The sequence below is a fragment of the Vibrio sp. 1CM8B genome (genome assembly GCF_023161685.1).
GTDB classification, from domain to species: domain Bacteria; phylum Pseudomonadota; class Gammaproteobacteria; order Enterobacterales; family Vibrionaceae; genus Vibrio; species Vibrio coralliirubri.
The window spans coordinates 64,217-89,562 of the sequence record NZ_JALNTU010000015.1 but is presented as its reverse complement, the minus strand read 5'-3'; the positions used below and the strand labels follow the sequence as shown (position 1 = coordinate 89,562).

At 45.3% G+C, this 25,346-nt stretch carries 22 protein-coding genes; 6 read left to right on the top strand and 16 right to left on the bottom strand.

Annotated elements, in window-relative coordinates:
- Positions 1-40 precede the first annotated feature (40 nt).
- Complete coding sequence (locus MSG36_RS20860) at positions 41-961, top strand: putative sulfate exporter family transporter (protein WP_048613077.1); 921 nt, start codon at positions 41-43, stop codon at positions 959-961.
- Positions 962-1,094: 133 nt separating this feature from the next.
- Here the strand turns inward: MSG36_RS20860 and MSG36_RS20855 are convergent, their stop codons facing one another.
- Positions 1,095-1,262, bottom strand: a complete 168-nt coding sequence (locus MSG36_RS20855; protein ID WP_017056955.1) for a hypothetical protein — start codon at positions 1,260-1,262, stop codon at positions 1,095-1,097.
- A gap of 109 nt (positions 1,263-1,371) precedes the next feature.
- On the bottom strand, positions 1,372-2,250 hold the full coding sequence (locus MSG36_RS20850; protein ID WP_048613079.1) for a LysR substrate-binding domain-containing protein: 879 nt from the start codon (positions 2,248-2,250) through the stop codon (positions 1,372-1,374).
- Positions 2,251-2,443: 193 nt separating this feature from the next.
- Between MSG36_RS20850 and nagE the strand changes: the two genes are divergently transcribed.
- Complete coding sequence (nagE, locus tag MSG36_RS20845) at positions 2,444-3,889, top strand: N-acetylglucosamine-specific PTS transporter subunit IIBC (protein WP_170930211.1); 1,446 nt, start codon at positions 2,444-2,446, stop codon at positions 3,887-3,889.
- Between the two features lie 109 nt (positions 3,890-3,998).
- Here the strand turns inward: nagE and menE are convergent, their stop codons facing one another.
- The 6 genes from menE to MSG36_RS20815 form a co-directional block, all read right to left on the bottom strand.
- Entirely contained in the window at positions 3,999-5,450 is a 1,452-nt protein-coding gene (gene menE / locus MSG36_RS20840; RefSeq protein ID WP_086970553.1) for an o-succinylbenzoate--CoA ligase, read from the bottom strand.
- A gap of 64 nt (positions 5,451-5,514) precedes the next feature.
- Entirely contained in the window at positions 5,515-6,522 is a 1,008-nt protein-coding gene (gene menC / locus MSG36_RS20835) for an o-succinylbenzoate synthase (RefSeq protein WP_086970555.1), read from the bottom strand.
- A gap of 75 nt (positions 6,523-6,597) precedes the next feature.
- Positions 6,598-7,464: a 1,4-dihydroxy-2-naphthoyl-CoA synthase gene (gene menB, locus MSG36_RS20830; RefSeq protein ID WP_017060170.1), complete on the bottom strand. Its 867-nt coding sequence runs from the start codon at positions 7,462-7,464 to the stop codon at positions 6,598-6,600.
- A 102-nt stretch (positions 7,465-7,566) separates the two neighbouring features.
- Positions 7,567-8,367, bottom strand: coding sequence for a 2-succinyl-6-hydroxy-2,4-cyclohexadiene-1-carboxylate synthase (gene menH, locus MSG36_RS20825; protein WP_048661466.1), 801 nt, complete (start codon positions 8,365-8,367; stop codon positions 7,567-7,569).
- A 9-nt stretch (positions 8,368-8,376) separates the two neighbouring features.
- Positions 8,377-10,101 carry a 2-succinyl-5-enolpyruvyl-6-hydroxy-3-cyclohexene-1-carboxylic-acid synthase gene (menD, locus tag MSG36_RS20820; protein ID WP_086970557.1) on the bottom strand — a complete coding sequence of 575 codons (1,725 nt, stop codon included), beginning with the start codon at positions 10,099-10,101 and terminating at the stop codon, positions 8,377-8,379.
- Entirely contained in the window at positions 10,098-11,405 is a 1,308-nt protein-coding gene (locus MSG36_RS20815; protein WP_061039306.1) for an isochorismate synthase MenF, read from the bottom strand. The genes menD and MSG36_RS20815 overlap by 4 nt, the downstream gene beginning before the upstream one ends.
- 296 nt (positions 11,406-11,701) lie before the next feature.
- On the opposite strand from MSG36_RS20815, the gene MSG36_RS20810 reads away from it, so the two are divergent.
- The 3 genes from MSG36_RS20810 (at position 11,702) to MSG36_RS20800 (ending at position 15,087) form a co-directional block, all read left to right on the top strand.
- The gene (locus tag MSG36_RS20810; protein WP_050621089.1) at positions 11,702-12,934 is read left to right on the top strand and encodes a pyridoxal phosphate-dependent aminotransferase; all 1,233 of its coding nucleotides are present in this window, start codon (positions 11,702-11,704) and stop codon (positions 12,932-12,934) included.
- A gap of 169 nt (positions 12,935-13,103) precedes the next feature.
- Entirely contained in the window at positions 13,104-13,688 is a 585-nt protein-coding gene (gene yfbR / locus MSG36_RS20805; protein ID WP_017060613.1) for a 5'-deoxynucleotidase, read from the top strand.
- 55 nt (positions 13,689-13,743) lie between these two features.
- Positions 13,744-15,087 (top strand): anti-phage deoxyguanosine triphosphatase, encoded by a 1,344-nt coding sequence (locus MSG36_RS20800; RefSeq protein ID WP_048616031.1) that lies wholly within the window; start codon positions 13,744-13,746, stop codon positions 15,085-15,087.
- Positions 15,088-15,113: 26 nt separating this feature from the next.
- Here MSG36_RS20800 and MSG36_RS20795 read toward each other — a convergent pair whose 3' ends face one another.
- Complete coding sequence (locus MSG36_RS20795; RefSeq protein ID WP_248369574.1) at positions 15,114-15,713, bottom strand: tRNA-uridine aminocarboxypropyltransferase; 600 nt, start codon at positions 15,711-15,713, stop codon at positions 15,114-15,116.
- A gap of 9 nt (positions 15,714-15,722) precedes the next feature.
- Between MSG36_RS20795 and rrtA the strand changes: the two genes are divergently transcribed.
- On the top strand, positions 15,723-16,271 hold the full coding sequence (rrtA, locus tag MSG36_RS20790; RefSeq protein WP_248369572.1) for a rhombosortase: 549 nt from the start codon (positions 15,723-15,725) through the stop codon (positions 16,269-16,271).
- On the opposite strand, the gene MSG36_RS20785 is transcribed toward rrtA, so the two are convergent.
- From MSG36_RS20785 to tig, 7 genes are all read right to left on the bottom strand, one after another.
- Positions 16,262-16,561: a helix-hairpin-helix domain-containing protein gene (locus tag MSG36_RS20785; RefSeq protein ID WP_048616037.1), complete on the bottom strand. Its 300-nt coding sequence runs from the start codon at positions 16,559-16,561 to the stop codon at positions 16,262-16,264. The genes rrtA and MSG36_RS20785 overlap by 10 nt on opposite strands.
- A gap of 225 nt (positions 16,562-16,786) precedes the next feature.
- Positions 16,787-18,652, bottom strand: a complete 1,866-nt coding sequence (ppiD, locus tag MSG36_RS20780) for a peptidylprolyl isomerase (RefSeq protein ID WP_048607903.1) — start codon at positions 18,650-18,652, stop codon at positions 16,787-16,789.
- Positions 18,653-18,870: 218 nt separating this feature from the next.
- A complete protein-coding gene (locus MSG36_RS20775) occupies positions 18,871-19,164 on the bottom strand; it encodes an HU family DNA-binding protein (protein WP_012604504.1) in 294 nt (97 codons plus the stop codon).
- Between the two features lie 168 nt (positions 19,165-19,332).
- A complete protein-coding gene (gene lon / locus MSG36_RS20770; RefSeq protein ID WP_019824784.1) occupies positions 19,333-21,684 on the bottom strand; it encodes an endopeptidase La in 2,352 nt (783 codons plus the stop codon).
- Between the two features lie 132 nt (positions 21,685-21,816).
- Entirely contained in the window at positions 21,817-23,097 is a 1,281-nt protein-coding gene (gene clpX / locus MSG36_RS20765) for an ATP-dependent protease ATP-binding subunit ClpX (RefSeq protein ID WP_009847283.1), read from the bottom strand.
- Between the two features lie 81 nt (positions 23,098-23,178).
- Positions 23,179-23,805 (bottom strand): ATP-dependent Clp endopeptidase proteolytic subunit ClpP, encoded by a 627-nt coding sequence (gene clpP, locus MSG36_RS20760; RefSeq protein WP_004736080.1) that lies wholly within the window; start codon positions 23,803-23,805, stop codon positions 23,179-23,181.
- A gap of 105 nt (positions 23,806-23,910) precedes the next feature.
- On the bottom strand, positions 23,911-25,209 hold the full coding sequence (gene tig / locus MSG36_RS20755; RefSeq protein WP_017106221.1) for a trigger factor: 1,299 nt from the start codon (positions 25,207-25,209) through the stop codon (positions 23,911-23,913).
- Positions 25,210-25,346 lie beyond the last annotated feature (137 nt).

Here is a 25,346-nt window from a genome sequence, read left to right as displayed (position 1 = left end):
CATCACAATAACGCCACAACAAAACAAGACTCTAAATACAATGAACCTAAAAAAGTCCGTTCCATTTTATCTTGCTGCACTGTTTTGCTTAACGCCTTGGGTTAGCTCTCCGACAGCCCTGGTTATCGGTTTCCTGCTTGCTAGTTTAGGTTTAGTCCCTGAACACTTGGAAGTCGGCAAACTTACCAAAAAGCTACTGGCCTACTCTATTGTTGGCTTGGGTTTTGGTATTCAGTTTGAAAAAGCATTAGCAGTAACAGGCGATGGTATTGGGCTCATTGTAACGACGATTATCGGTACATTAGTCATTGGTTGGTTCTTGGCTAAACGAATGGGGTTAGACCGCACTACAGGCTACCTTATCTCTTCTGGTACCGCGATTTGTGGTGGTAGCGCGATAGCAGCAGTGGCACCTGCGATTAAAGCAGACGATGAACAGATTGGCTTGGCGTTAGCCACTGTATTCGTGTTGAACTCGGTTGCTCTATTCTTATTCCCGATGATTGGTCACGCGCTTGAACTCAGCCAACAAACATTTGGTACTTGGGCAGCTATTGCGATTCACGACACGTCTTCTGTAGTAGGTGCAGCTTCAGCGTATGGCGAAGAAGCACTGACGACAGCGACAACATTGAAGCTCGCTCGCGCACTTTGGATCATCCCAATCGCTTTAATCAGCGCGATGATCTTCAAGAACGATCAAAAGAAAATTACGGTTCCCTACTTCATTTTCTTCTACTGCGCCGCTATAGCGGTGAGTGACTTACTGCCACAATTTGAGATGGTCTACCAAGGAATCTTTGATGTATCTAAGCGAGCACTGGTGGTGTGTCTGTTCTTAATTGGCTGTGGTATTTCGGTTGAGAAGTTAAAAGCAGCAGGACCGAAGCCATTGATGTTCGGTATTACAATGTGGGTCATGATCTCAACGGGTTCATTGGCGTGGTTAACTCTCGCCTAGCATGCACAGAAACGCTTTAGATGGTTGTTCGGTGACCTAGACACTCAGGTTAGCGAGCAACAAAACAAAAAGGCAAAGCTCCAATGGGCTTTGCCTTTATCGTTTGTGGTAAGGGTATTCTTTGTTGCAACAATCACGAATCAAACAGGGGCTTATCACTCTTCTTGCTCTCTCTTTTCATTAAAACAAGTACTACAACCAGCACAAATGCGGTGAGCTCAGCCAACGAACGAGTCAACCCTGACGAGATGACCGCTTGGCCTATCTGCAGTAAAACCGCAATGATGAGGGCAATTTTCATAATAAGACCTTATTCTATAATCCGTTATTTATATGGCTTATTATTATGATGGATGGTTATAAAGATAATAAATTCTGTTTTGAACTATCTAATTGCTAAATTAACTAACCTAGCGTAACTGCCCTTCTAACCACTTAATAAAGGTTCTTACCTTAGGACGTTTTTCCGTGCCTAGCGGGCAGATTAAGTCATACCCTTGGTCTGTATCCATGCTCGGATAAGGTGTTATGAGCTCACCAGTCTGAACATACTGCTTAACAAAATGATAGCGCCCCATCGCGACACCGATATTGCTGAGGGCACTTCTTACGCCCATATCCCGGTGGCTCACGCAGTAAAATTGCTCAAACAAGTTCACATCCAAGCCGTGGTGTTTAATCCAACGCTGCCATACATCTGATCCTAGTGCATGAATGAAATTAATCCGGTGCAGCGATTCTAAGCCATCATCAAAGATGTCGTGCTCAGCCGCGTAACTCGGTGTACACACCGGAATATACTTTTCACCAAACAGGCGCTGTCGATGCATGTCTTTGAGATCTTCAGCACCATAGTAAATGGCGACATCGAGATGATTTTGATGAAAATCCTGCTCTTCTTGCGAGAAAATATTGAGATTAAACTTAGGGTATCGCTTTTTAAAATCAGCCAGTCTTGGTAGTAACCAACTGTTGGCAAATGCAGGACTGGTACCGATATTGATCTGTCCATACAAGTCTGTGTTGGTAATGTCTTCGATCTCACCAAAAATAGAGCTTAACGACTTGGATAACGTTCGTTGAAAGCGCTGGCCTTCTTCCGTTAGTTCCAGTTTACGAGTCCCTCGCACAAACAAGTTAAACCCGAGTTCACCTTCTAACACTTTGATTCGATGGCTAACGGCTCCCTGAGTCAAATGCAACTTTTTCGCCGCTAGCGTAAAGCTCATTTTCTCGGCAGCAACATTAAAAGTATGAAGATTTCTAAGTAAAGATTGATGGTTAGCCATACGAACTCATGCATTAAAAATTTTAATTCATACTACTACCCGTTTCGTTTGTTTGCATTAAGAAATAAGTTTTTAATAGCCGCAGTTACTTAAAATCCTGCCTCGATCAATCTTTGACTCCATGCATTGACGAGCAGAAACATTAAAAAAATTAATTACAAACTTAGGGGCACATATGAATATACTCGGGTATATGCAAAAAGTAGGTAAGGCATTGATGGTTCCCGTAGCCACACTGCCAGCTGCAGCAATCCTTATGGGGATCGGCTATTGGTTGGATCCTGTTGGTTGGGGTTCAGAAAGTATCTTAGCCGCATTCTTGATCAAATCTGGTGGCGCGATCATCGACAACATGGCGGTTCTGTTCGCGGTGGGTGTCGCATTTGGTTTGAGCCGTGATAAGAATGGTTCTGCGGCACTGTCTGGTTTTGTGATGTTCCTCGTTGTCACCACGCTACTTGCTCCGGGCTCTGTTGCTCAATTAATGGATGTTGAACTCAGTGAAGTGCCAGCGGCATTTGGCAAAATCAGCAACCAATTCGTAGGTATCATTGTGGGTATCATCTCTGCTGAGATCTACAACCGCTACTCAACCGTTGAACTTCCTCAAGCTTTAGCATTCTTCAGCGGTAAGCGTTTGGTTCCTATCCTGACCTCAATCGCAGGTATGGCTCTCTCTTTTGCTCTACTTTACATCTGGCCAGCTGTTTACGACGCTCTGATCGTTCTGGGTATTAAACTAGAAAGCATGGGCGCAGTGGGTGCCGGTCTGTTTGGTTTCTTCAACCGTTTGTTCCTATCAGTAGGTATGCACCACGCTCTTTACCCTGTGTTCTGGTTCGACGTTGTCGGTATTAACGACATTCCAAACTTCCTAGGCGGCGCGCAATCTATCGCTAACGGCACGGGTATTCCGGGCAAAACAGGCATGTACCAAGCGGGCTTCTTCCCTATCATGATGTTTGGCCTACCAGCAGCAGCATTGGCGATGTACCACTGTTCTGATGCGAAAAACAAAAACCAAGTATTCGCAATCATGCTTGCGGCAGCTATGGCTTCATTCTTCACTGGTATCACAGAGCCTCTAGAATTCAGCTTCATGTTCCTAGCACCGGTGTTGTTCCTACTGCACGCAGTGTTAACTGGTTTATCGCTTTACATTGCAGCAAGCATGGAATGGATGGCAGGCTTCGGCTTCTCTGCTGGTTTCGTTGACCTGGTACTATCAAGCCAAAACCCACTAGCGGTTAACTGGTACATGCTACTGGTTCAAGGTGTGGTGTTCTTCGCGCTTTACTACGGTATTTTCCGCTTCGCTATCATCAAGTTCAACCTACGTACTCCAGGTCGTGGTGAAGAGATGGAAGCAGAGAAAGAAACTGAAACGCCAGAAGCATTGGCTAACCTAACCAATAGCTATATTGAAGCGGTTGGCGGTGCAGACAACATTCTAGAAGTCGATAACTGTATTACTCGTCTACGCTTAACAGTGAAAGACTCAGGTGCAGCAGACAGCGATAAACTGAAGAAACTCGGTGCGGCAGGTGTAGTACCAGTTGGTAAAGGTGGCCTACAAGTTATCATTGGCCTAGGTAAGGTTGATAAAGTCGCTGAGCAAATGAAGAAGGCACTCGCTTAACGCCAAATCTTGAATGACACGATAAATAATTAGAATTTGTGACGGCTTCACCACCGTCACAACCCCCTGAAGCGCAATTACGACTAGTCACCGTGTATTGCGCTTCATTTTATTGCTCTTCGCTCTGTTTAGAACGAGTCTGCTGTAACCACTGCGCCAATCCAGCGCGCGAAACCTTAATACCCTGTTGTTCCTGCTGAGGCATTCGATAATACTCAACAGGAAATTTGAACCGTTCAAGACGCCCCGTCAATTGCTCGATAAACCACTCTTTGGTTGGCAGCTCAGCACAATCCACAATCGCTACTGGTCGGAATCCGAACTCATCATCTTCAATGGGAGCAATAAAAGCCTGATTAACCTCAGACAATTGATTGAGTATTCGCTCAATTTCTTCGCAATGAATGTTCTCACCACCAGAAATAAACTGATTGTCGGCGCGACCAATAATCGACACTTGTTCGCCAACCCACTCACCAAGATCTTTGCTATCAAACCAGCCGTTGTTATCAACTAATGGCGTTAATTTACCTTGATAGTAATACCCGGACGCGAGCGTCTCGCCACCAATAAAGATACGTTGTTCTTCAATTTTTAGCCGGCGATGGTTAAGGACAAAACCGGCGGTGCTGCTGGCATCAACGGGCTTAGCAGTCACGGTTGAAGCCGCTTCGGTCATGCCGTATCCAAGCCATGTTTCGATACCCATTTGTTGAGCTTCGAGCCCAAGAGCTTCTGGTATATGACTACCACCCAAAAGTACATGCGTTAAAGTAAGTGTTTGCTTACTCTTTAACAATCGATGTAGCTGAGTAGCGACCAATGATGCATGGCTGCATTCTTGTATATCGGTTTCAAGCTGACCTGTGCCTATTTTGATGCAGCCACCAGCCGCCAACCAACGATGAACTATCGCTAATCCTGACACATGGTACATAGGTAAACTCAGTAACCAAATGTCACCTTGTTCAAAATAAAAAACGTCGAGTAACCCGACCGCCGAGCATAAATGCTGCTCAAGCGTGTGAGCCACTGCTTTCGGATTTCCGGTAGAACCTGAAGTGAATACGATGCTTGCTAGATTTTGCGGATTGAAGTTGGACTCTTGAGATGTCGTTATCCGATTATCATCACCATCGACCTTCACTTCATTTAAGCAAGACAAGGTCACCAACTGAGTATTTAAATCGACAGTCTCTGATTGCTCTATCCCGCTACTGTCCAAAAGCCAAAGGTAGCTTTGTTGACCCGCTTGATATAAGGAATCGAGCTTTTGCTTCAGGCGTAAGCGAGGTTGAGGCATGGTGAAAGCGCAAATAACACCCAAATTAAGTGCGGCAAGATAAGCAGGAATCACTTCAGCTTGATTCTTACCAACAATCGTCAGTACATCACCTTCAGATAGGCCTTGATGAGATAGCTGTTGTTGGTACTCACTCACTAGCACAGACACTTGCTGCCAAGTATAAGTGTGGTGAGTAGTCACTAACGCTGTTTGATGTGGGTTTTTCTGCGCCCACTGTACCCAGAGCGGGTGATGATTAGATTGTGGGCGCATCATATGATAACCAAAAGTAGATTAAGAACTTGTTAAGCTAACTAAATAGCCATTCAAATAGATCGGCCTAAGAAGACCAAATCAATTGCTGCTGGTCAAGCGTAGAGACAGGCAACTGACTCCCCGGCCAAGAAACCTCTAGCTGCTGCTTGAACAAGCCAATCGTATCCAGCCCCGGCACTTCGTTTGGCAAATATTGCTGCGCCAGACGAGCAATCTGAGTCAGACCTAGGCTCGACTCAATGCTTGAGCTCAATACAGGTTTCATTCCAAGCTTCTGTGCACGCTCAATGATTGCCACACAACGCTCTACAGAACCAATAAGAGTTGGCTTGATCACGACAGCTTTAACGCCAGTAAGGTCGCTAAGATCAAACTCTGGGCTGCGCACCGCTTCTTGCAGTGTCTCGTCCCACGCAATCGCGACACCATGGTCAATGGCAAAGGCCAAGCTGTCTTCTGGCTTTTGGCAAGGCTCTTCAATAAAGCTAATGCGCTGACGCAGTGACGGCGAAATGTATTTAATAAACTGCTTCGCTTTCTCTGGCTTCCACGCACGGTTGGCATCAAGTCTTAGGGTCAAATCAGGGATCGACTCAAGGAATAAGCTAACCAGCATGCCATCGCGAATCGCTTCGTAGAGGCCGACTTTCACTTTCGCGACCTTCTCGCCTTGCATCTCATTCAATACAGGGATCAGTTCATCTGGATCGCCTGTACACAAAGGCGCAGCTTGGTAGTTACCTTGAGCGTTAAGATCGCCTCGCAATTCCATCATCGCCATCGAAAAGCCAAACGCGACAGAACGGTACAGCTCGTCGAAAGGCGTTTGAGGCTTATTGTGGCTCCAAAGCTCTAATTCGTGTTGAAGCTGAATGCCAGCTTGTTCGGCATCTTCTTGGCTAAAACCGGGCAAAGGCGCAACTTCGCCAAAACCAGTTTTACCATCACACTCAAGTTGGATGATATAGCCAACGCGTTCGTTCAACTTATTGTCACGAAGAACCACGCCACTATCCATAGGTAATTGATAACGGTAAAGTTTAGCGTGACGCTGAGAATTCACTGAGTTCATAAGGTTTCCTAAAAAACGGGGAACATCAAAACAAAACGAGCCGCTATTAGCGACTCATTATGAAGAAGAGAAAGACTATGGATTACGCGGAAACTTGTCGAAGTCCGGTCGACGTTTCTCGTTGAATGCGTTGCGGCCTTCTTGGCCTTCCTCTGTCATGTAGAACATCATGGTTGCGTTACCAGCCAACTCTTGCAGACCAGCTTGACCATCACAGTCCGCGTTCAGAGCCGCTTTCAAGCAACGCAGTGCCATTGGGCTGTGTTGAAGCACTTCACGGCACCAACGAACGGTCTCTTTTTCTAGGTCAGCGACAGGAACAACGGTGTTTACAAGGCCCATGTCCAGTGCTTCTTGTGCATCGTAAAAGCGGCACAAGAACCAGATTTCACGCGCTTTCTTTTGACCAACGATACGAGCCATGTAAGAAGCACCCCAACCGCCATCGAAAGAACCCACTTTAGGACCCGTCTGACCAAACTGCGCGTTTTCAGCGGCAATAGTAAGGTCTGCCATCATGTGAAGTACATGACCGCCGCCTACTGCCCAACCCGATACCGCTGCGATAACTGGTTTTGGACAAGTACGAATTTGACGTTGGAAATCAAGTACGTTCAGATGGTGTGTACCTGAATCATCTTGGTAGCCGCCGTAGTCACCACGAATACTTTGGTCACCACCAGAACAGAACGCCTTCTCACCAAGACCCGTCAAAATGATCACGCCTACTTTCTCGTCGTAACGAGCGTCAGCCAGTGCGTTGATCATCTCTTTTACGGTTTGTGGACGGAACGCATTGTGGACTTGAGGACGTGCAATCGTGATTTTTGCAATACCATCGTCAGATTTGTGGTACTGAATATCTTCGTATTGACTGCTTTCATCGCTCCAGTTAACTGCCGCGTAAAGTTCTTCTTCTGTGATGCCTACTGTTTTAGCCATGGTGATTCCCATTGTTCTATTAGAGACCACGACTAACGAGTAGTCGTGACGGTGTTGCTCTGCTTTTGATAGTGCTTGATACGAGAGAATCGCTCAGTCAGATTAACGACGACTGGCGATACATTGGATTATCAGGTTAGAAAACAGCTCAGGTTGCTCAAAATGAACATTATGACCAGCGTAATCCACCTGACTATATTCAAAGCCACTATTCTCAGCTAGCTCCATGAATTTACGATCTTTTTCTCCACATACATAATGCAATAAATGCTCATGAGATTTCAATGTGGCACGTAAATCCGGTTGCTTAGCTAACGAAGTAGATAACAACATATTTGCTACGGATACTCCAAGGTTACCACTACGCTTTATGACCAAAGTTTGTCTTTGCTCATGATTTAGTGAAGAAAAGACGCTTTGTTGATACCAATCGTCTAAAACATCTTCAATCGATTGCTGTGCAAAGCGAACAGCCCACTGCGTATCATGTACTAACCTTTGTGCTCTTTCTTCATCACATTCCAAGCCAAAGTTGCCACCTTCAATGATGACTTTCTCTAGATTGAGCGTCTCAAAGCAAGGGCTTGTCACCCCATACATTGCGAGCCTTCCGCCCATAGAATACCCAATCACTACGATAGGATAATCGGCAGGAAGATCGTTGAGAGCCAGTTGGGATGTGATGCACTGGACAATTTTCTTGCAGCAATGATCAAACCCTACCGGATCGATAAAGCGACTTTGTCCGTGTCCGGGTAAATCTATGCAAAGGAGAGGAAAATCCTCGAGGAATGGATGACATGCACTCCAATCATCCCCGCTTCCGAGTAAACCATGTAAAAAAACAAGCAAAGGTTTGTCAGAAGAATCTTGTACAGCTGGGTAATAATCGGAGTAAAGCATGTAAAGTCCTTAGGCTAATGCCTCGGTGAGCATTGAACTGAATTGTTTCAGCAAAGTAGACGCTTGTTCGGGAGGCGTCTTAACTTCTACGAGCAAGGTACCCTGACCCTGTTCGAAATGTTGTTCGATAATGGTTTGATAGCAATTCAAGGTTTCTGGCGCAGCGTATCCCAACTGGAATTGCGCAGCTGCGTGTTCAAAACTGAAACCATGAGGCATTTGATAAAGTGACTGCTTCTGCTGTTCTGGTACCGGCAATAAATCAAAGATCGCACCACCATCATTATTGGTCACAACAATAACCATCGGCGTTAAATTATGAGTCAGCAGAGCCAGTGAGTTGAGGTCGTAAAGCAAAGAAGTATCACCAATCAACATCAATAAGGGATTTTGGTTAGCTTTCACTACACCCGCAGCCGTTGCCACCAAGCCATCAATGCCCGATGCACCACGATTGCTGTAAACCCGATTCGCAGATATTGACGACAGCATATCCACCAGCCTTACCATCAAGCTGTTTCCCACAAACAACTCTCTGTCTTTAAGTCTAGACGACAAGTCAACCGCAACACTCAACTCGGTCAGTTGGTCATTATTGGATATTTGTGCGAGTGCCAGTTGCTGAACGGTATTGGCCACCTCGATTAAAGGCGTCGCCCAACCCGAGTGTTTGCCCAACAACGTTGGCAGGTGTTGATCGGTTATCCATGACTCAATATTGGAAACAATATGCGTTTGAGGCAGATGGTCTTGATTTATACGGTGCGCATCAGCTGAAACCACAACATATTGCGTGCAATCGAACCAAGCTGCTTGTGACTTAACCCATTGGTTTAATCGCTTAGAAACAATGCGCTCACCAAACTGAAGGATGAAATCACACTGGTTGAGTTGCTCTTTGACTGAGTCACTCTGTAACCACAGATCATAATGCTTCCAATCACTGCTCACGCCCGATTGAGGATCACAGAAAATTGGCCAGCCCAAAGCCGAAGCAAACTGCTGCGCTTTTGTTGCCGCTCCTTTATCAATCGAACCAATAATCACCGCACCTTTACGCGCTAGGTAATCGCCCGGCGATATCGGCTGTACAGTCAAATGGTTGGGTAAACAGGTATTAGAATACGGGGTTGTTGACGAGCTCCACCCAGCGATACTGTTAGTGTAGTCAGCATACATGTCAGCACTGTTCTTAGAATAGAGCGGCTCTGGGAACGGACAATTGATGTGAATCGCACCGCCCACATTGCGTTGTTTCGCAAGCGCGCTATCAACCGATGTCAGAAGCCAATTCAAAGAAATCTGTGTCGTTGGGCTTGGTAGATTTAAAGCACTTTCTACATGGGAAGAAAAGATACCATGCTGCTGAATCGCTTGATTGGCACCACAGTCAACCAAGTCGATGGGTCTATCAGAGGTCAGTAAGATCAGTTTCTCTCGTGTCAGCCCGGATTCAGCCGTCGCAGGAAGCAAATTCGCAACAGCGGTTCCTGATGTCACAATCACTGCAACTGGCTTATCACTTGCTTTTGCTAAACCTAACGCTAAGAATCCAAGACCACGCTCATCAAAGTGCGTGTGTAAAGTTAACTTGGAGTTGGCTTCAGCTTCGAGAGTTAACGGAGTTGAGCGAGAGCCCGGCGCAACACAAACATGTTCAACGCCATTGCGTGCAAGCTCTTCAAGTAACGTGTGACACCAAACTCTGTTTAATACGGCTTGGTCGTGATTCATGACGCGACACCCAATGGAGGGTGATCAGAAATGAGACTGAGCAGAGTAGACATCTTCTTGTTCAGCTCTTGCCATTCATGTTCGGCAACCGATCCCGGCACGATCCCCGCGCCAGCAAACAGTTGTACTTGATCGTTTACAATCAAGGCGCTGCGAATCGCTACGCAGAATTCCGCTCGCTGATGACTGATATAGCCTACAGACCCTGCATACCAACCTCTAGCAAACGGTTCGTGTTCAAGAATGAAATCCATCGCCTCTTTACGCGGCAAACCCGCCACCGCCGCAGTTGGCTGTAATGCAGCAAGCAACTGCACACCATTAATGCCATTGTTGAGCTGAGCATGGATATTGCGCTTCAAATGCTGCACCTTGCGCAAGCGCACTAAACGCGCATCCTTTTCAACATGGACCGTTTGAGAATGAGGAGTGAGACGCTCAATGATATCGTCGACCACATACTGGTTCTCGTTGAGGTTTTTGCTGTCTTGAGAAAGCCAGTTAGCCAATTCCATATCCTCAGTAGCGTTCTCTCCGCGACCAATGGTTCCAGCAAGCGCTTCGGTATCGAGTTCAGTACCATGTCGGCTATATAAGCGCTCTGGTGTCGAGCCAATGAAACTGTGTTTAGAATCTAGCACCAACATAAAGTGGAAACTGTGGTGATTTTGCAGATAGCTGGCTTTAAGTAATTGAGCTGCGCAGATAGGCGCATCGAGCTGCAGTGTGGTTTTACGCGCTAAAACGACTTTTTTGTACTCTTCATCGCTAATGCCTTGCAGCACTTTATCGACAAGGTTGCCCCACTGCTCTCTTTCTGGAACGTGATTGATCTGTTCAATATGGGCAGACAAAGGCGCCAATATCGCGGCTTCCACAGAAAGCTTATTCAAAGCATTAATAGAAGAAACGCGATCAGGGGACAAGTTAACCGCCAGCGACCAAGTATTGTCAAAGCGGATCAATTCAACCTGAGGAAGGAAGAAAAACGACTCCATGCAGCGACGGTTCTTTGCGGTATGCCCATCAAACGAGCGTCCACCCCAGATTCGTTGGTCTTCACCAAGAATCGCGTACGCGGGTGCAGGATCTGAAAACGTATGTAACTGTCCGAGCGCAACAACCTCTTCACGAGTGTCGCGTGACTGCCAGTAGAACTTAGGAAAGAGCGGTTGAGCATGAAGCCATTCTATAAATGCAAACGATGGTTTTTGCGTTAGAACTTCAACACAACGAACTTCGCTTGCTTGGGCATTTTGTACTCGCTCAATCAAAGCGGAGATAGTTTGCTGGAAATGTGACAAATCGACCTCGTTCACATCTAAATTATTATTATATTAGTTTGATACTTTATGGGCAGTACCCACTTAGATCAAGAATGTACTATATCTTTTCAACATTCCTGTGATTTTAAGCGATCCCGCCCCTTTATTCATCTTAGCCAATAACCAAGAAAGCGATTAATTAAAATTTAGAAAAGAGTGACAACAAAAAGGCTAAACGTGACACTGAAATGCGACATTCATCAGATTTTTATTCTATCAAACGCCATTTTGCGGTACTTTAATAAAGTATTTAAATTAATTTCAGGAAATCGGCAATGCAAAATATCGGGATGTCGTCAAAACTCAACAGCGTATGCTACGAAATCAGGGGGCCTGTACTCAAACATGCTAAGCGCATGGAAGAAGAAGGGCATAAAATACTGAAGCTTAATATTGGTAACCCCGCCCCATTTGGTTTTGACGCCCCTGATGAAATCCTTGTTGACGTAATCCGTAACCTACCGACATCTCAAGGTTACTGCGACTCAAAAGGCATCTATTCAGCCCGCAAAGCGGTTGTTCAGCACTACCAGAAAAAAGGCCTACGTAACCTTGATGTAGAAGACGTTTACATTGGTAACGGCGCATCAGAGCTTATCGTTATGTCTATGCAAGCGCTACTGGATAATGGTGATGAAATCTTAGTTCCCGCTCCGGACTACCCACTATGGACAGCGTCTGTTGCGCTTTCTGGTGGTACACCGGTTCACTACATGTGTGATGAAGATGCTGATTGGTATCCAGATTTAGACGACATGCGCGCGAAGATCTCACCAAAGACGCGCGGCATCGTTCTTATCAACCCGAACAACCCAACAGGCGCGGTATACAGCCGTGATTTCCTATTACAAGTGGTTGAGATTGCTCGTGAGCACGGTTTGATCATCTTCGCCGATGAAATCTACGACAAAGTACTTTACGACGGTGCGGTACACACTTCAGTAGCAACGCTTGCTGAAGACGTCCTAATGGTCACGTTCAACGGCCTATCTAAAGCTTACCGTGTATGTGGTTTCCGTGGTGGTTGGATGTTCTTAACAGGCCCTAAACACCTAGCGAAAGGCTATGTAGAAGGGCTAGAAATGCTGGCCTCAATGCGTTTGTGTGCCAACGTTCCGATGCAACACGCTATCCAAACCGCACTCGGTGGCTATCAGAGTATCAATGAGCTGATTCTCCCAGGCGGTCGACTGCTGGAACAGCGCGACCGTGCATGGGAACTGATCAACAAGATTCCTGGCGTTTCTTGTGTCAAACCGAAAGGCGCAATGTACCTGTTCCCTAAGATCGACACCAACATGTACAACATTAAAGACGATCAGAAATTTGTACTCGACTTTCTTAAGCAAGAGAAGGTGTTATTGGTTCAAGGTACTGGCTTCAACTGGCCAAAACCGGACCACTTCCGCATCGTGACTCTGCCGCACATCGAAGATCTAGAAATCGCAATTGGTCGTTTAGAGCGCTTCTTACAGACCTACAACCAAGACGACCTCATCGAAGGTTAATAAGCATAAAGAAAGATGGCTACAATTTGCTGTTTTAAAAGACTTTAACTTGTATTCATTCACTTCTATGCTTAAAAGGCTCCTGTTTAGGAGCCTTTTTTGTATCCGCTGTCTCGTATGCCTGCGCAAACACAAAATACGAGTGGAGTATTTTTTAGAAAGGACTCTTATGAAACAAAGCCATTTCTTTGCCCATCTCGCACGCATGAAACTTATCCAGCGCTGGCCCCTGATGCGCTCGGTCTCAAGCGAGAACATTTCAGAACATAGCCTACAGGTTGCTTTCGTGGCACACGCTTTAGCGCTCATCAAAAACAAGAAGTTTGATGGTCAGCTTAACCCCGAGCACATTGCTCTACTTGGCATGTACCACGACACCAGTGAGGTACTGACAGGTGATTTGCCAACGCCAGTTAAATACTACAACCCGGATATTGCACAAGAGTATAAGAAGATAGAAGCCGCAGCAGAACAAAGACTGCTTTCGATGTTGCCAGAAGAGTTCCGAGACGACTTCGCCCCCTTCTTAATATCTGGTACTGCGAGTAAAGAAGAGCAAAGCATCGTCAAGCAGGCAGATACTATCTGTGCGTACCTGAAATGCTTGGAAGAGCTCAGTGCGGGCAATCATGAATACGAGCAAGCCAAGCGCCGACTGGAAGAGACACTCGAACAACGCAAAAGCCCAGAAATGGACTACTTTCTCACCACATTTGCGCCGAGCTTCGAATTATCACTAGACGAGATAAGCTAGCTGGGTATAAGTTGTTTTTAATTAGCTAAATAAAATCAATTTGATAGGTGCTATTTTGAATTCTCAACTCGAACCACCCTTTGTACTCGAACAAGAATGGCAGCATCGAAATGACGATGAACATAAAATAAGACGTGATGACCACCGCAGCCCGTATCAGCGTGACCGTGCGCGCGTGCTTCACTCTGCTGCTTTCCGTCGCTTGCAAGCGAAAACCCAGATTCATGGCACCACGGTCAATGACTTTCACCGAACGCGCCTTACTCACTCTCTTGAGGCCGCTCAGCTTGGCACCGGTATCGTCGCTCAACTGAAAAAAAAGCAGCCCGAGTTTCGAGATCTATTACCCTCAGACAGTTTGATTGATTCACTGTGTTTGGCTCACGATATCGGTCATCCACCTTATGGACATGGCGGCGAAGTCGCACTCAACTACATGATGCGCGACCACGGCGGCTTTGAGGGCAACGCTCAAACGTTTCGCATAGTCACACAGCTAGAACCCTACACTGAACATCACGGGATGAACCTATCCCGACGCACTTTGTTAGGTCTAATTAAGTACCCTTCTCTGCTGAGTGAGGTTCAAGCTAAATTGCAGTCTGAGCCCGTTAAGCATCAACGACAACTCCGAGCCAAAGATTGGATGCCAGCAAAAGGCATCTACGATCATGATGAAGAACTGTTTAACTGGGTGCTTGAACCGCTTTCAAGCAGCGACCAACAGCTCCTAAAACAGAAAAGAAAAACACACACCGAGCCTCTTGAACATAACAAGACCAAGTATAAGTCGCTTGATTGTTCGATCATGGAGTTGGCTGATGACATCGCGTATGGCGTGCATGATTTAGAAGATGCGATTGTGCTTGGCTCTGTGACCAAAGCTCAGTGGGTCGAATCGGCTTACCCTCAACTGAAAGAGATGGCCGACCCATGGATTTGTGAACACCTAGATTCTATTACAGAGATGCTTTTCTCTGGTGAACAGTATCGTCGAAAGGATGCGATTGGTGGGATAGTCAACGCACTGTTGACCAGTATCTCGATTAAGCGAGTGGATGCTAACTTTGAGAATGTGCTTTTGGCTTACAATGCGGTGCTTGAACCGAGCATGGATGGCACACTCGATAAGCTGAAACACTTTGTCAGCGAGTTTGTGATTCAAGTGCCTCAGGTTCAGGTCATCGAATACAAAGGCCAACAGATCATCATGGATATGTTTGAAGCATTCAGCGCTGATCCTGAACGCTTGCTGCCACTGCCCATCAAGAAGCAGTGGCTGCAACATCAAGATGAATCAAGAAAGATGCGCGTGATAGCCGATTACATTTCATCGATGACTGATGATCTGGCCCAGAAAATGCATCAGCAATTGTTCTCAGCTCATACCGAGTTTTAATTCCTGACTCGTACCAGTGAATCGGCTTAATCTAAGTAGTTTTTCTCAAACACACCCGGCGGCATTTGATTGATTTGAAACTGAATCATTTGGTCAAATGCCGTTAGCAAAGGACTAAAGTCGCCATCACTCTCTAACAAGCTAAGCAAATGATAGCCAGCTTCAACGGTTGAAAGGCTGTTTTCACTGGGTGCTTTGCGAATTCGATAATTACCCTTGAGATCTTTGGGTAAGTAAACCGTGTTCAACGCATGCAAGTTACTCGATACTTGCCACATCTTGAATGCTTTCTTCCACGTGCCATCCAATAAAATCACACGCAACTTCTTGTTAGGACATTTCGCAGACTCAACTGAAACAGAATTTTCGCTTGGGTATAAAATCACATGTTGGTACTGTTCATCGCACAACAATGCGTTGAGTTTTTCGTTGTCTGAAAAGTCTTCACCGACAAACGTCATGCTGTTATTTAGAGATAACGAGAGAATACGCGCCGTTCCCATCGGACGATGCTCTTCTGATGGGTGCTGAAGAATGATAAGCTCAACATTCGATTCGAGTGGTGTAACCCACTGACAAATACAAGCTTTCAAAGCCTTGCTGCATTGGGGGCAATAACGAGACATGGATTTAATGTGTACCCTGTTTTAATTTTCACTTCACTTTTATGCGTCTTATTCCAATTTGAGCCAATACAAGCTTGGGTCGTTTGGGATAGCAATGCGATTGCCGAAGGGCAATGGTGGCGAATCCTAACAGGAAACTTTTCACATACCAACTACTCGCATCTTCTGATGAATCTAGCAGGCTTGTGGATCATCAGCTACCTGTTTCAACCGAATAAAAAACAGCTTGTTGTTGCTTTGCTTGTGATCAGTTTAGTGACTGGCGTCGCTCTGTTGTTTTCAAGTATTCAGATCTATGTTGGCCTATCGGGCACTTTGCATGGGTTGTTTGGCTTATTCGCGCTCAGAGAGGCTTTAAACGGCAGGAAGTCTAGTTGGCTGTTAGTGTTCGGATTAGTCGCTAAAATCGCTTGGGAGCAGCTTATTGGTCCTTCTAGTACGACTGGCGAACTGATTAACGCTCGTGTTGCAATTGAAGCCCACCTAGCAGGAGCACTGGCTGGAGGCTTCATGGCTGTCGTTTCATTTCTAATGAATAAAAGAACGGATCAAAGCTGAATTCTTTCGCGATTCTTTTCAACCGTCGCTTCACCTATCCCTTTGACACTCACCAAATCATCAGCAGTCGTAAATGCCCCATTCTGATCTCTGTAATCGACGATCTCTTTGGCTTTCTTGTCACCCACGCCAACCAATAGTGCTGAAAGTTCTTCTGCTGTCGCGGTATTGATGTTGACCGTAATCTCAATGCCATCGTAAAGCTCAGCCTTGGTTGGGCTGTCTGCAAACACAGCAGGGCTTAAGAGCATCAGAAATGAAAGAAATAGTGTTGAATATATCGTGCGCATAAATCGTTCCTTTGTTCAAAAAACGTAACTTATGCATTTGCCGCGCTAGATAACACAATCACCAGATAAAAATAAAGCGGGTCACCTAAGTGACCCGCTTCGTTATACATCTTATTTTCATTAACTTGTTTGTTGGCTCACAAATCTGAATTGGAGCTTAACAATCATATGTTGATTCTCGGTAGTCAACTCTAACTTGAGCTTGCTACCGAGGGAATCAAACGCTTACTGACCTTGACCCACTACGTAGTATTCAACGTCTGCGTTTTTACGAAGTACGTTTAGTACGTTAGTCAGGTCTTGCTGGTTACCAACTCGCTCCAACTGTGCACCAATTTGAGTGCTGTAAGCTGGGTTGATTTCAGCAGTCACTTTAGAAAGCTCAACAACAACGATGTTACCGTCTTGGTCTTTAGATTGACCGAACACAGCTTGACCTGCTTCTGGTTTCGCTAGAGCGAATACAGATGCCGCTAATGGCGAGTTACGGTCAATCGTTTCAAGTTCAGTGAACTCAAGGTTGTTGTCCGCTAGCACTGCTTCATTGCCTTGCTCAAGTTCGTTCACTAGAGAAACACCTAGCTCAACCGCTTGCTGCTCTGCTTGTACAGCAGACAATGCAGCAACAACTTGATCTTTCACTTCAGCTAGAGGAAGAACTGTCTCGTCACGAGTCTCTTCTACACGAACAACAATTACGTGCTCAGGTGCAACTTCGATAACTTCCGAGTTTAGACCGTCTTCTTTCACTTCAGGGCTCAAGATAGCTTGCATAACTGCAGGCGTCATCAGAACTTCTGGAGCGTCGACTTGAGAGATGAAATCTGTTGTTGTGATCTTAGCGTTGATAGCTTCTGCAGAATCATCTAGAGAATCTGGGAATTCAAACGCTACTTTTTCTAGCTCGGTTTGTTGCTCGTAGAACTGATCAACTGCGTGTTGGTCTAGAAGCTCTGTCTTAATCTCTGCCGCTACTTCAGTGTAAGGCTGAGCTTGAGACGCTTTTAGTTCGTCTAGCTTGATGATGTGGTAGCCGAAATCAGATTTAACTAGGCCAGTCGTATCACCAATATTCTCAAGAGCGAAAGCCGCGTCTTCAAATGCTGGGTCCATAACATCGCGTTCAATCCAACCTAAATCACCACCAACATCTGCACTACCGAAGTCGTCAGATTTCTCTTCCGCTAGCGTAGCAAAATCAGCACCTGCATTTAGCTCGTCTAGGATTGACTGAGCTTTCGCTTCGTCGTCGCCTTGAACTAGGATGTGGCTAACTTTACGTTGCTCTTCAGTTGAGTACTTGTCTAGGTGCTCTTGGTAGTATTTCTGTGCTTCTTCATCGCTTACTTCAAGCTGAGACTTAAGCGCTTCAGCAGAAAGTTCAATGTAAGATACCTTAGCTTGCTCTGGACGAGTGTAAGCTGCTGGGTTCTCTTGGTAGTACTGTTCGATTTGCTCGTCAGTTAACTCGATGCCTTTTGCAAGGTCAGCAACAGACAGTGTCACTGTGCGAATATCACGAGTTTGTGCGATAAGCTTGCTCTGAGTATCGATTTCGCCCTGAAGAACGAATTCACTGCCTTGAAGTGCAGTCACAAGCTGGTTGCGCATTAGGTCACGACGCATGTATTCAGCGAAGCTCTCTGCGCTGAAACCTGCACGACGTAGTGCTGCTTGGTAAACTTCTTGGTCGAATTGACCCGCCGTTTGGAACTGAGGCATTTCTAGAATCATGGTACGGATTTGAGAATCACTGATTCGTAGGCCTAGAGACTCAGCTTGCTGCTCAAGCAGTACATCATTGATCATGCGATCCAGTACTGATTTACGGAAAGACTCTACGTAAGCAGGGTCTGCAAGCATTTGCGCGAAGTAATCGCCAAGTTGAGACTGCATACGGTTACGTTCGTTTTGGTAAGCCTGTTCGAACTCACCACGAGCAATTTCTGTGTTGCCAACTTTAGCTGCTGCGTTGTTACCGCCACCGGTGATGTAGCTGCCTACACCTGCGAATACGAATGACAGGATAATCAACCCAAGGATAATTTTTACCGCGATGCTATTCACGCCTTCGCGTAATCGATCCATCATAATTTAAGTGCTCTCCGGATATGAAGCATTGGCTTCAAAATAAAAATCTATTCACGCGATATTATCAGAAAAAGAAATGCGCATCAGTAGGATGCGCATAATTTAAATAAGTTCAATGTGCTTTTTACACATACTGTTTAAGAATGAAACATCATTTTTCAAACAGTAAACGCATTTTACTGCCTTCCCCTCTTAAATGGAGGTTTCAGCAGTGAAAATTAGTTACATGCGTCTTTAAGTGCTTTACCCGCTTTGAAGCCTGGTACTTTAGCTTCTGCGATTTGGATCTCTTCACCAGTTTTTGGGTTACGACCTGTACGAGCAGCACGAGTACGAACACTGAAAGTACCAAAGCCAACAAGTGCAACTTGGTCGCCTGATTGTAGCGTTGTGCCAACTGCTTCGATGAATGCGTCTAGAGCGCGGCCAGCTGAAGCTTTAGAGATGTCTGCGTTTTCTGCGATTGATTCTACTAGTTGTGTTTTATTCACTGTTTTTCCCCTATGTGTCATCTGTGACTACTTCTGATGACTGTACGTTCCATTTTGGTTTTAATTTAGCCGCAAGCCTTATTGCAAAAGGGCTGCCGCTTTGATCAATAACTTAGCGTCCAAAAAAAACGCTGACAAGCCTTTTCGGGCCTATCAGCGTAATTCTTTACTTATTTTTGCTATGCATCACTATTTTTTCACGTCAAACTCGACCCCTGACGGATCTCGTTCTAGCGCGACTTTGAGTACTTCATCAATCCACTGAACCGGGATCACCTTCAAGTCAGCGATTACGTTGTCTGGAATCTCTTCCAAATCACGCTCATTGTCTTTAGGAATCAGTACAGTTTTGATGCCGCCACGGTGTGCTGCAAGCAGTTTTTCTTTCAAGCCACCGATAGGTAAAACTTCACCACGAAGGGTAATTTCACCTGTCATACCGACCTCAGCTTTAACCGGATTACCCGTCAAGCTAGACACTAATGCAGTACACATTGCGATACCCGCACTCGGGCCATCTTTCGGTGTAGCACCTTCTGGTACGTGAACGTGAATATCGCGCTTTTCGTAGAAATCCGAGTTAATACCCAGTTTTTCTGCACGAGAACGAACCACGGTCATTGCCGCTTGGATCGATTCTTTCATCACATCGCCAAGTGAACCGGTTTGCGTTAGCTTACCTTTACCCGGCATTGCTTCAGTCTCGATAGTCAGTAGATCACCACCAACTTGAGTCCAAGCTAAACCAGTCACTTGACCAATACGGTTGCTTTCATCCGCTTTACCGAAGTCATGACGTTGAACGCCTAAGTACTCTTTCAGGTTATCAATGTTAACCGTTACAGACTTAAGGTCGCTGTCTAGCAAGATGTTCTTCACTGCTTTACGACAGATCTTAGAGATTTCACGCTCTAGGCTACGCACACCCGCTTCACGTGTGTAGTAACGAATGATGCCGATGATTGCTGAGTCTTCAATCTCAATCTCATGAGGCTTAAGACCGTTGCGTTGAACTTGCTTGTCCAATAGGTGGCTCTTAGCAATGTTCAGCTTTTCATCTTCTGTGTAACCAGACAGACGAATTACTTCCATACGGTCCAGTAGTGGGCCAGGAATGTCCATCGAGTTAGACGTTGCAACGAACATCACATCAGACAGATCGTAATCGACTTCTAGATAGTGATCGTTGAATGCATTGTTTTGCTCAGGGTCTAGAACTTCTAGAAGCGCTGAAGATGGGTCGCCACGCATATCAGAAGACATCTTATCGATTTCATCTAATAGGAACAGTGGGTTCTTAACGCCAACTTTAGACATCTTCTGGATTAATTTACCCGGAAGTGAACCGATGTACGTACGACGGTGACCACGAATCTCAGCTTCATCACGAACGCCACCTAGTGCCATACGTGTGTACTTACGACCCGTTGCAGCAGCAATCGAACGACCTAGCGAGGTTTTACCTACACCAGGAGGACCTACAAGACAAAGGATTGGGCCTTTTAGCTTGTTGATACGGTTTTGTACTGCCAAGTACTCAAGAATACGTTCTTTAACACGCTCTAAGCCGTAGTGATCTTCGTTTAAGATCTCTTCCGCTTTCGCTAAATTCTTTTTCACTTTTGAACGCTTAGCCCAAGGAACGCCAACCATCCAATCAATGTAGCTACGTACTACTGTTGCTTCAGCAGACATTGGCGACATCATTTTCAGTTTTTGCAGTTCTTGCTCAGTTTTCTCACGAGCTTCTTGAGGCATCTTAGAATCTTCGATCTTCTTCTTCAGAGTCTCGAATTCATCAGGTGCGTCGTCCATCTCGCCAAGTTCTTTCTGAATCGCTTTCATTTGCTCATTCAGGTAGTACTCACGCTGAGATTTTTCCATCTGCTTCTTAACGCGGCCACGGATGCGTTTTTCAACTTGCAGGATGTCAATTTCTGACTCCATTTGGCCCATCAAGAATTCCAGACGTTCAGTCACATCTAAGATTTCTAGAACGTGCTGCTTGTCTACCAGTTTAAGTGGCATGTGCGCAGCAATCGTATCAGCAAGGCGAGCTGCCTCATCAATACCGTTCAGAGACGTTAGAACCTCTGGAGGAATCTTTTTGTTTAGCTTAATAAAGCCTTCGAATTGATTGATCGCACTGCGAACAACCACTTCTTGTTCTTTTTCGTCAAGTTCTGAGGTAACAACGTATTCGGCATCCGCTAAGAAGAATTCACTTTCTTTGAATTGGTGAATTTTTGCACGCTGCTGACCTTCAACAAGTACTTTAACCGTACCATCAGGGAGCTTTAGTAACTGAAGAATAGTAGCGACTGTACCTACGTTAAATAGGTCGTCGATTGAAGGCTCATCAGTGTCCGCTTCTTTCTGCGCTACAAGTAGTACTTGCTTGTTAGCTTCCATTGCCGATTCAAGGCATGTAATCGATTTTTCACGACCGACAAACAATGGAATAACCATGTGTGGGTAAACCACTACATCACGTAGAGGTAGCACGGGGATTTCGATACGCTCGGAACGTTCCAAGTTCATATATTTCTCTCTTCCGCTTTAACTTATAAAGCAGTATATGGGGCTTAAACGACTGGATTCAATGGAAGAATAAAAAAAAGGAGGTAATTGCTTACCTCCTTTTTCAATTTGAGTGACTTGTCTAAAAAAGACCTACTCTGCAACAGCTGCTTGGTTATCTGAGTTGCTGTAAATCAACAGTGGTTCTGACTCACCATTAATTACCGACTCATCAATCACAACCTTGCTTACATCAGTTGAAGATGGCAGTTCGTACATAGTTTCTAGTAGAACACCCTCCAAGATAGAGCGTAGACCACGAGCACCTGTTTTACGGTTCATTGCTTTCTTAGCAATTGCGCGTAGGGCGTCTTCACGGAATTCTAACTCTGTATCCTCAAGCTCAAATAATGCTGCGTACTGTTTTGTCAGTGCATTCTTTGGCTCACATAGGATTTGGATTAGCGCTTCTTCATCAAGCTCTGTCAGTGTTGTTGTCACAGGTAGACGACCAATGAATTCTGGAATCAGACCATATTTCACTAGATCTTCAGGTTCTACTTGAGTGAACAATTCACCGATAGTTTTGGTTTCATCTTTTGAACGCACTTCTGCGCCAAAGCCGATACCTGAACCTGTTTCTACACGCTGTTCAATCACTTTATCTAGGCCTGCAAACGCACCACCACAGATAAATAGGATCTTAGACGTATCCACTTGCAAGAACTCTTGCTGTGGATGCTTACGACCACCTTGAGGTGGAACTGAAGCAACTGTACCTTCAACCAGTTTTAGTAGAGCTTGCTGTACACCTTCACCAGACACGTCACGCGTGATTGATGGGTTTTCAGCTTTACGAGAAATCTTGTCGATTTCATCGATGTAAACAATGCCGCGTTCCGCTTTCGCTACGTCGTAATCACATTTCTGAAGCAACTTCTGGATGATGTTTTCAACATCTTCGCCCACGTAACCTGCTTCGGTTAGTGTTGTTGCGTCTGCCATTGTGAAAGGAACGTCTAGGAAACGAGCCAGTGTTTCAGCCAGTAGTGTTTTACCACTACCAGTAGGACCGATAAGAAGAATGTTACTCTTACCTAGCTCTACGCCTTCAGCTGTCGTATCACCATTACGTAAACGCTTGTAGTGGTTATAAACTGCAACTGCTAGCACTTTCTTCGCGTATTCTTGACCGATTACATAGTCATCAAGATGCTCACGAATCTCACGCGGCGTTGGCAGCGATTCCGATTCTTTCTTAGGAAGAACATCTTTAATTTCTTCACGAATAATGTCGTTACAAAGATCGACACATTCATCACAAATGTAAACAGAAGGACCTGCGATTAACTTGCGAACTTCGTGTTGGCTTTTGCCACAGAAAGAGCAGTAAAGCAGTTTACCGCTACCACCCTCTTTGCTTTTATCTGTCATTCGCTAACCTCTTAGCCTTAACTCTCTATGCTTGAGTGTATATCAATTTGAATCACTTTGCGTTAAACAATTGCCCTGCAATTATTGACCGCGGTGATTAAGAACTGAATCCACCAAACCGTATTCTACTGCTTGATCAGCAGACATGAAGTTATCACGATCTGTATCGCGCTCAACAACTTCTAGAGGCTGACCAGTGTGCTCTGCCAATAGTTTGTTTAGCTTTTGTTTGATCGTTAGGATCTCTTGCGCGTGAATTTGAATATCAGACGCTTGGCCTTGGAAGCCGCCAAGTGGCTGGTGAATCATTACACGTGAGTTTGGAAGCACGTGACGCTTACCAGGAGTACCACCCGCTAGTAAGAATGCACCCATAGAGCAAGCTTGACCCATACATACTGTGCTCACGTTTGGCTTGATGAACTGCATTGTGTCGTAGATAGACATGCCTGCTGTTACGCTACCGCCAGGTGAGTTGATGTAAAGATAGATATCTTTGTCTGGGTTTTCTGATTCCAAGAAAAGCAGTTGAGCCACGACAAGATTTGCCATGTGGTCTTCCACTTGACCTGTTAAGAAAATGATACGTTCTTTTAATAGACGAGAATAAATATCGTAAGAACGTTCACCACGGGAAGTCTGTTCAACCACCATAGGAACTAGTGCGTCCATAATCGATGGCATTGTATTTTTTTCTTGGTAGCTCATATTCTTATGTCCCTAAAATAAATGGCCCGAATGATTAAATCATACGGACCATTGTTAGCAGAATTGTTGACCGTACGTCAACCTTCTACGTCAGATATTACTATATTAAGCAGGTTGCTGATTCATTAGCTCGTTGAAGCTAACTTCTTTATCAGAAACTTGAGCTTTAGCGATGATTGCATCAATAGCTTGCTCTTCTAGAGCAACATTGCGCATGTTGTTCATCATTTGCTCGTTTTGCTCGTAGTAAGCAATAACTTCTGTTGGATCTTCGTATGCTGTAGCCATCTCTTCAATGATAGCTTTAACTTTCTCGTCGTCAGCTTTTAGCTCTTCAGTCTTGATTACTTCACCAAGAAGAAGACCTACAACTACGCGACGTTTAGCTTGCTCTTCGAACAGCTCACGTGGAAGTTGGTCAGCAGCTTCAGTGTTGCCACCGAAACGTTGAGCAGCTTGTTGACGTAGAACACCGATTTCTTGATCGATAAGAGCAGAAGGTACGTCGATGTTGTTTTCGTTAACTAGACCGTCGATAGCTTGCTCTTTGATGCGGTTCTTAACAGCTTGCTTAAGCTCACGCTCCATGTTCTTACGAACTTCAGCTTTAAGACCTTCAACGCCGTCAGCAGCGCCGAACTTAGAAACGAATTCTTCGTTTAGTTCTGGAAGTTCACGAGCTTCAACTTTGTTCAGCTTGATAGAGAACTTAGCTGCTTTACCTTTTAGGTTTTCAGCGTGGTAATCTTCTGGGAAGTTTACGTCGATTTCGAATTCCATACCTGCTGTTTTACCAACGATACCGTCTTCGAAGCCAGGGATCATGCGACCAGCGCCCATCTCTAGTGGGAAGTTCTCAGCTTTGCCGCCTTCGAACTCTTCACCGTCGATAGAACCAACGAAGTCGATAGTTGCACGAGAACCAGCGTCAGCAGCAGCTTCAACTTCAGTCCAAGTTGCTTGTTGCTTACGTAGAGTTTCGATCATCTCTTCAACGTCAGCTTCTTTAACTTCTACTGCTGGTTTCTCAACAGTGATGTTTTCTAGACCTTTCAGCTCAACTTCTGGGTAAACTTCAAAAGTTGCGTTGAATACTAGGTCAGCGCCTTCGTTGTTTTCAACTGGTGCAAAAGTAGGTGCGCCAGCTGGGTTGATTTTCTCTTTAACGATCGCTTCGATGAAGTGACGTTGCATTACTTCACCCATCACGTCTTGACGTACTGCTTTGCCGTACATTTTAGCAACCATCTTCATTGGCACTTTGCCTTTACGGAAACCATCGAAACGACGGTTTTTCGCGATGTTGCGTAGTTCAGCTGTAACTGCATCTTCGATGTTAGCAGCAGGAACAGTAATATTAAGACGGCGCTCTAGGCCTTCTAGCGTTTCAACAGTAACTTGCATTATATAAACCTCAAAACTGGCTCAGTAATCTGAGCATATGAGCCGTAACTTAGCTTTAATTCAAAAGCAGACGTTGTTGGCTGCATCCTTGTGTAGTGCTCTATCCGAACACCTAATTTAAAATCGAGCATTGATGT

Bases quoted from the DNA above. Each gene is read 5' to 3' on its own strand.
- menC (WP_086970555.1), bottom strand. From the start codon at position 6,522: ATGAACTCAGTGAATTCTCAGCGTCACGCTAAACTTTACCGTTATCAA.
- MSG36_RS20860 (WP_048613077.1), top strand. From the start codon at position 41: ATGAACCTAAAAAAGTCCGTTCCATTTTATCTTGCTGCACTGTTTTGC.
- MSG36_RS20855 (WP_017056955.1), bottom strand. From the start codon at position 1,262: ATGAAAATTGCCCTCATCATTGCGGTTTTACTGCAGATAGGCCAAGCG.
- clpX (WP_009847283.1), bottom strand. From the start codon at position 23,097: ATGACAGATAAAAGCAAAGAGGGTGGTAGCGGTAAACTGCTTTACTGC.
- lon (WP_019824784.1), bottom strand. From the start codon at position 21,684: ATGAACTTGGAACGTTCCGAGCGTATCGAAATCCCCGTGCTACCTCTA.
- MSG36_RS20850 (WP_048613079.1), bottom strand. From the start codon at position 2,250: ATGGCTAACCATCAATCTTTACTTAGAAATCTTCATACTTTTAATGTT.
- ppiD (WP_048607903.1), bottom strand. From the start codon at position 18,652: ATGATGGATCGATTACGCGAAGGCGTGAATAGCATCGCGGTAAAAATT.
- nagE (WP_170930211.1), top strand. From the start codon at position 2,444: ATGCAAAAAGTAGGTAAGGCATTGATGGTTCCCGTAGCCACACTGCCA.
- MSG36_RS20775 (WP_012604504.1), bottom strand. From the start codon at position 19,164: ATGACACATAGGGGAAAAACAGTGAATAAAACACAACTAGTAGAATCA.
- yfbR (WP_017060613.1), top strand. From the start codon at position 13,104: ATGAAACAAAGCCATTTCTTTGCCCATCTCGCACGCATGAAACTTATC.
- menD (WP_086970557.1), bottom strand. From the start codon at position 10,101: ATGAATCACGACCAAGCCGTATTAAACAGAGTTTGGTGTCACACGTTA.
- menE (WP_086970553.1), bottom strand. From the start codon at position 5,450: ATGATGCGCCCACAATCTAATCATCACCCGCTCTGGGTACAGTGGGCG.
- clpP (WP_004736080.1), bottom strand. From the start codon at position 23,805: ATGAGCTACCAAGAAAAAAATACAATGCCATCGATTATGGACGCACTA.
- MSG36_RS20795 (WP_248369574.1), bottom strand. From the start codon at position 15,713: ATGTCTCGTTATTGCCCCCAATGCAGCAAGGCTTTGAAAGCTTGTATT.
- menB (WP_017060170.1), bottom strand. From the start codon at position 7,464: ATGGCTAAAACAGTAGGCATCACAGAAGAAGAACTTTACGCGGCAGTT.
- MSG36_RS20785 (WP_048616037.1), bottom strand. From the start codon at position 16,561: ATGCGCACGATATATTCAACACTATTTCTTTCATTTCTGATGCTCTTA.
- MSG36_RS20810 (WP_050621089.1), top strand. From the start codon at position 11,702: ATGCAAAATATCGGGATGTCGTCAAAACTCAACAGCGTATGCTACGAA.
- tig (WP_017106221.1), bottom strand. From the start codon at position 25,209: ATGCAAGTTACTGTTGAAACGCTAGAAGGCCTAGAGCGCCGTCTTAAT.
- menH (WP_048661466.1), bottom strand. From the start codon at position 8,367: ATGCTTTACTCCGATTATTACCCAGCTGTACAAGATTCTTCTGACAAA.